Below are 6,000 nucleotides of genomic sequence, written 5' to 3'. Positions count from 1 at the left end.
GCTGCACTGTTAATAAATTCTCGACTGTGATTTTAGCGATCGCTCCACCTGCATGAGGTTTTGGAGTCACTTGTCCTATATTTCGGTAGCGACGAATTAACCGTTGGACAAACGATAAGCTTACTTGAAAGCGGTCTGCAAGTTGTCGAAGTGACCCTTCCTTGGCTGTATAAGCATCAATTACCCGTTGGCGTAGATCATTTGAGTAGGCAGCAGGCATTACTGTGAGTATTTTTATTACTCTTCTAGTTTATACATTTTGTAGTCTACTCAATTGAAAACCGCTGTAAGTCTTTGACGCTATTAGCTGTTGGTGTTGATGCAGCGCTTGATTGGCAAGCTCATTACTATATTCACCGTCAGTTTTTAAGTCGGCAAAAGCTTTTGACTGATATGGTTTACAACTTGTTTGGTTATCAAGATCAATGGACTCTCCAAAGTCTGACACATCTTTTGGAGGAAGATTTAGATTGTTCGCTCTCTCCTCATTCTCTGTTTGAGAGGGTAAGTATAACTCCAAACAGAGTTTCAGTACCTTTGATGGTTTGTGGTAGCTTAAACGATATTGTAGTCCAACCTGATGCAGTGCATGGATGGCGACCGTATTTAAAGGAAGGCGATCGCCTTTGGTATTGTTTAGAAGGATGGCATTTCTTTCACTTTTTCCACTACCAGCTTGTAGCACAACAGTTACTTGATTTCTGGAAGTTTATCCGGGTGTCAGACTCACTATATTCCTGTTTGCAACTTTAGGTAGAAATATAATGATAATACATCTCAAGAATGATTCATTGAGCAAAACAATTGTGAGAGCTTAATTATGTCCTAAATTTATTTGAGGCAAGTCTACAAATGGTTGTAGCTTTAGATGATACCAAGCGTAGCGCGATCGCTACAGAGCTAGCAGATTTGAAAGCTATACAAGAGTTGCTAATTGCCAACGAAAAAAAAGTAATACCTGCTGTCAGCAACGACCAAGAAATTAGCCAACGCCTAAATGACTTTCTCAAAGATGACCAAGAAAACCTTACAGTGATCGAGGGAGTTATTTCCAAATTTGGTGGTGGCTCAGCCCAGCCTAGAGACACGATACAGCAGTACGTTGAGCAAGTAAACCGGATAATAGATGGGGATGAGCTAACACTCTACCAAAAAGCTTCTATTCACGAAAGGATTAAGCATCAAGCCGTAATGACTGGTTTAGTGATCCATAAAGCTGCTCAGGTAGTAGGTGATGACGTGAAAGAAGCTATCGGGCCGCTCAATCAAGTGAACTTTGAAAATCGCGCTCATCAAGAACAATTGAAAGGTGTGTTAGAAGTTTTGGGTACAAGAGAACTTACAGGTCAAGACCCAGATCAAGGAGTTTGGGCACGGACTCAAGATGCTGTTGCAGCTTTAAGGGGTGTATTTGAGGGTTTGACAAAGTAAATATAACTCGATACCAGCTTGAGTTCTAATTGCGTAAGTGCCAATTGATAAATAATCCTAATAATCTCTTTTGATTTCAGGAATCCGACCGCGATCGCACTCAGTTTGAGATAAAAACTGTCAGGCGATCGCTTTTTTTATGAAAATATATCGGAAACTCAAAGAGGTTAAAAGATGGTTCATCAAACATATACAGCTGATGTCTTAGTTGTCGGCGGCGGAACCGGAGGTAGTGCAGCTGCTATCCAAGCAGCCCGACGGGGAGCTAAAACTATTTTGGTGAGTGAGTTTTCTTGGTTAGGGGGAATGCTGACTTCGGCTGGAGTGTCTGCACCCGATGGCAATGAATTAGAAGCCTTCCAAACCGGGTTATGGGGTGCGTTTTTGCAAGAATTGCGACATCGACAGCCAGGCGGATTAGATAACTGTTGGGTAAGCTTTTTTAGTTACGAGCCTCGCATTGGGGCTGAGATTTTTGCTGATTGGGTGGAGGAATTACCGAATCTGCACTGGATTTCTGGACAAGTGCCTTTAGAGGTGTTCCGGCAACGAGATTCTATTACTGGTGTCCGCTTTGCAGATTTTGCTGTCACAGCCAAGATTATTCTCGACGCTACAGAATTAGGAGATTTATTGGCTTTAGCTGAGATACCTTATCGGTGGGGGTGGGAATTGCAATCTGAGTGGGGAGAACCCAGCGCTCCAGTGACGTTTAACTCGTTAACCAAGAGATATCCAGTACAAGCGCCTACTTATGTAGTGGTGATGCAAGACTTTGGTGAAGCTGTTGCCCCAGAAATTCCGCCTGCTCCCAATGAAAATCCATCGCAGTTTGTCGGTGCTTGGGATAGTTATGGAGCGGAGACATTTTTAAATTATGGACGCTTACCTGGCGATCGATTCATGATTAACTGGCCAATCTGTGGCAATGACTACGGTCAAGGGGTAGGGCGGCTGATAGAGTCAGAGGTAACCAGAGGTGAATTTATCGAAGAATCACGCTGGCACAGTCAAAATTTTGCCCGTTTTATTCAAAATCAACTTGGTCGTCGCTATGGTTTAGCAAAACAAATATTTCCTCACACTCATACAGCTTTTGCACTGCATCCTTATTACCGTGAAAGCCGCCGTTTAGTGGGGCTAACTACTGTGCGAGAACAGGATATTTTACCAATTCCTGGAGGTAGAGTTGCATCTATATATAATGATGCGTTCGCCCTACAGCCCTTCGACCATACTATAGCCGACGTTTGCGTACCACTCCCCTGCGAGACGCTACGCGAACGTGGAAGTAAGCAACACCAAGCGTCTTTAACAAAAGAAGCGATCGCTGTTGGTAATTACGCCAATGACCATCATTACCCTAGCGTTCAATTTCCATTGCAACCAAAATCTATCTATTGGGGGGGACGCTGGACTGGGACTGSCTTTACAATTCCCTACAGTTGTTTAATTCCGGCCACAACAGATGGTTTGTTGGTTTGTGAAAAAAATATTTCTGTCTCCCACATTGCCAATGGCGCAACCAGATTACAACCCGTGGTTATGGGCATTGGTCAAGCAGCAGGAATGGCAGCAGCGATGTGTGTTGAGTTCAACTGCCAACCTAGAGATTTACCTGTCAGAGAGCTACAACTAGCTTTGCTACAAAACGATCAGGCAAAAGCAATAATCGTACCTTTTTTTAATCTGCCGCCTAATCATTCGGATTGGCTGCATCACCAACTGTATTACTTAGATAACCCAATAGCCTATCCAGCTAGTGGTGATTGCCCTTGCCCATCCACGGATCAGTACTCTGATTCTACTTTTGACAAGGTATTAATCCCAGAAAATAAGTGTTTCCAAGGCATTTTCTACCGCTTGGCTCCGCAGGAATACAGATTCACTGTCACTGCACCAGCGGCATATCAAGGTCAAAATTGGCAGCTTGTGACTTTGCGATCGCATATCAACGAGCAGTTACACGTTTACCCTCACGAACAATTAGTTACAGTGTGGGGTCGTCAGAATCACTTCAGTAATTGGTTATTAGTCGAACATCTGGACGGAGGATAAGAAGAGTTTATTTTCAGTAAAACACAATACTTTTTGACGAATTGTCCGGATATTCCTAAAAAAGCTAAGTATCAGTGAAGTGGAGAGTTCCAAAATAGACATCTGCTATGCGTGCTGCCATTTCACTTTTAGTTTCGAGTCTGGTGTTCGGCCCCTTAGCTTCTAACTGCCAAGCAATGGACAATCACTTACCCAACGGAAAGTCTGTAGATGATTCTGCGGCTTTTCCCAAGCTACGCCGACTTCCGGCAATACCAAGAGCAAATAGAACTTTCCAAGAGAATCGGCTGCTTTCGATGCCTACTTGGCAGCAGTTGCTCTTGGCATCTGAACAAAATGCAGATGATGCACCACGTCATCGCGGTAGTGGGCGCAGAGAAGTGATGCAAAAATTCGCTGAAAATTTCTATGCTGTTGTTTAACTACCGTCAGACAATGGCTATTTTTGCAAAACAAATAATTTACCGCAAAATAGAATGTTGTGGTGATATTTTTTTCACAGCTTTTCTGGCCAAGATAAATACAGTTATCACACAAAAATCTTCAGCGATCGCTTAGTATTTCAACTGCAATTTTTGTATATATTGTAGTTAATGTAAATTCTGAGAATTAAAAAGCAAATCAAACCAACTGCTTCGATCAACAGCATCACCAACTCTTCAAAAGCGACACAACTGTTACTCATATTCTTCAAAAGCTCTGCATCTCAATCCTTAATCCAAATGCTTTAGAAACAGATGTTACTTAGATTATTAATTAATTTAAAACACATCTAATTCGGACATTTTGTTAATTGGGGAAACAGCTTTAAAGCAACTTCTCTTTATTCCCAAATAAGTTTTCTTACAGATTGAGTAGCTAGTACAACAAGGCAAAAGTAAAAGTGAGCCAGTGCGGTGAACGGGTTAAGAAACATAAAGCAATGGCCGTAAACGTCGGGGGACGCTGTGAGCGCAGTGGTAGCGACTGTGCGTAGCGTCATTCCCAAGAGTCACTGATTAAAAATAAACAATACTTATACCCCAAGCTTTTTACTGATTCCAAATGATAGGTTTATTTCCGCCATCATGTACTAGTTATCTACATCAACAAATAATTGCTCTTTGCTTCGGCATCTGTTCAGTGTCCTTTAACAAAGTATGAAATTTCCTTCACCTCATCTTGTCTAAGGCATTGGGCAAACACGAAGTGTGGGAGTGGTGGAAAGCTTTTTTATAATCTCCCCACACTCCCCACATTCCCTCATCTATTTGAAGTTCTCAGTGCTAAAAGTCAGCACCGGTGACTTCTTTATTCATCTTCTACTCCCCTACTCCTTCTCTTGAGACAGTGGTTTTCTGGCGATTATCTTCTGTTCGTTGGATGCCGTTGAGAAACATGGGCACAAAATTCTGGAAAAACGCCTGTGGATCGCCCTGCCAAGCTTTTTGTGCAATCTGAATCCTCGTAAATTGCAACTCAGGTGCTAGCAAAGTCTGGGGTAAGCGTTCCATCAGGTATTGAGGACGTTCCCAAACTGGCATGGTATTTGCTACTTCCATCAGGTTGGCAACTCGTCGCAGTTCGGCTCCCAAGGTGATATCCATTCCCGATTCAAAGGCTGCGTGTTCAATTGCAGTATATTTTCGCTTGGCTTGCTCTATTTTTTGCCGATGTTCTGGACTTTTACGCGCGAGTTCTGCTAACCAACGGTTACCCCAGCGCACATGTCCTGCTTCTTCTGGCAAAATTTTTGCAATCGTTTCCCGGATTTTGATGTTTTCTTCTGTTTGCGGCGCTTGCTTGAGGGCGTGAATGTGGGCGGAAAAATACTCACAGGCCCGTTTTTCGGTAATGTTAATTGCTGTCAGGGCAGCAATTATACCATCCTCTAAGTTGCGTTTTGGATCGTAGGCGTCTTTATCGAGTAGGCGATCAAATTCATCAATATAGGAAGTTCCGGGGGGAGTTCCGACATCACTCCCCAAATCGATCAATAGATCAGTTAACCACATGGCATGACGAGCTTCATCACTGATGTGATGAGATAAATCTCGTACGAGTTCCCGTGGCTGTCCATCCAGTTGTTCAATTAAGTCAGTCAAATCTTTACAACTGCGCTGTTCGCTGTAGCGGTAGCGATTGAGAGTAATCAAATGGATCTGGCGATCGCATACCACCCGTTTCAAGATTTCCCTTGCACCTAAAGCATTCTGAAATTTACGTGGGTAGGTAACTGTCATAAAGTTATATAAATTTTTATTAACTTATATTTAATCGTAACTTAATTTTTTGCAACTCCTGTATTCCTTCTGAATTAGTCAAAAAGGATAAAATTTCCCAAATTAATCACTTTATCTCCACTTAAGTCTGATTATGAAAATATAAATTTTTGTAAAATGTGTTATCAATTCTGAATATTACTTTGAGCAGTAAAAAGCTCAAAATCTTTAGTAATCAATGATTTTATTTAAAAAATACTTGCAATCAAAATTAAAAAGCTAAAAAACTCTCTAAAAAAGTAGCGTATGT

Annotated in this window: 7 protein-coding genes; 5 read left to right on the top strand and 2 right to left on the bottom strand. The window is 42.0% G+C overall.

Translation table 11 applies throughout. The features are described 5' to 3' along the window. On the bottom strand, positions 1 to 220 hold a 220-nt coding region (locus FCR06_RS01885), incomplete at its 3' end, for a helix-turn-helix domain-containing protein (RefSeq protein ID WP_138497149.1). A gap of 74 nt (positions 221 to 294) precedes the next feature. Between FCR06_RS01885 and FCR06_RS01880 the strand changes: the two genes are divergently transcribed. The 5 genes from FCR06_RS01880 (at position 295) to FCR06_RS34155 (ending at position 4,047) form a co-directional block, all read left to right on the top strand. Further along, positions 295 to 753, top strand: coding sequence for a hypothetical protein (locus tag FCR06_RS01880; RefSeq protein WP_138497148.1), 459 nt, complete (start codon positions 295 to 297; stop codon positions 751 to 753). Between the two features lie 99 nt (positions 754 to 852). Beyond that, positions 853 to 1,431, top strand: a complete 579-nt coding sequence (locus tag FCR06_RS01875) for a hemerythrin HHE cation-binding protein (protein WP_138497147.1) — start codon at positions 853 to 855, stop codon at positions 1,429 to 1,431. A 174-nt stretch (positions 1,432 to 1,605) separates the two neighbouring features. Beyond that, positions 1,606 to 3,489, top strand: a complete 1,884-nt coding sequence (locus tag FCR06_RS01870; RefSeq protein ID WP_138497146.1) for an FAD-dependent oxidoreductase — start codon at positions 1,606 to 1,608, stop codon at positions 3,487 to 3,489. A 107-nt stretch (positions 3,490 to 3,596) separates the two neighbouring features. Next, the gene (gene patX / locus FCR06_RS01865) at positions 3,597 to 3,911 is read left to right on the top strand and encodes a heterocyst-inhibiting protein PatX (RefSeq protein ID WP_138497145.1); all 315 of its coding nucleotides are present in this window, start codon (positions 3,597 to 3,599) and stop codon (positions 3,909 to 3,911) included. A 13-nt stretch (positions 3,912 to 3,924) separates the two neighbouring features. Next, on the top strand, positions 3,925 to 4,047 hold the full coding sequence (locus tag FCR06_RS34155) for a hypothetical protein (RefSeq protein WP_262984639.1): 123 nt from the start codon (positions 3,925 to 3,927) through the stop codon (positions 4,045 to 4,047). A 743-nt stretch (positions 4,048 to 4,790) separates the two neighbouring features. Here FCR06_RS34155 and FCR06_RS01860 read toward each other — a convergent pair. Further along, complete coding sequence (locus FCR06_RS01860) at positions 4,791 to 5,711, bottom strand: ferritin-like domain-containing protein (protein ID WP_138497144.1); 921 nt, start codon at positions 5,709 to 5,711, stop codon at positions 4,791 to 4,793. Between the last annotated feature and the right edge of the window lie 289 nt (positions 5,712 to 6,000).

The organism is Nostoc sp. PA-18-2419 (assembly GCF_005869855.1).
Classification (GTDB): Bacteria; Cyanobacteriota; Cyanobacteriia; order Cyanobacteriales; family Nostocaceae; genus Nostoc.
The sequence above is the reverse complement of the archived record's forward strand: the minus strand, read 5'-3'. Positions and strand labels throughout refer to the sequence as shown.

What these genes read in the sequence shown, in the direction of transcription:
- FCR06_RS34155 (WP_262984639.1), top strand. Translation starts at nt 3,925, where the DNA reads ATGGCTATTTTTGCAAAACAAATAATTTACCGCAAAATAGAATGTTGT.
- FCR06_RS01875 (WP_138497147.1), top strand. Translation starts at nt 853, where the DNA reads ATGGTTGTAGCTTTAGATGATACCAAGCGTAGCGCGATCGCTACAGAG.
- FCR06_RS01860 (WP_138497144.1), bottom strand. Translation starts at nt 5,711, where the DNA reads ATGACAGTTACCTACCCACGTAAATTTCAGAATGCTTTAGGTGCAAGG.
- patX (WP_138497145.1), top strand. Translation starts at nt 3,597, where the DNA reads ATGCGTGCTGCCATTTCACTTTTAGTTTCGAGTCTGGTGTTCGGCCCC.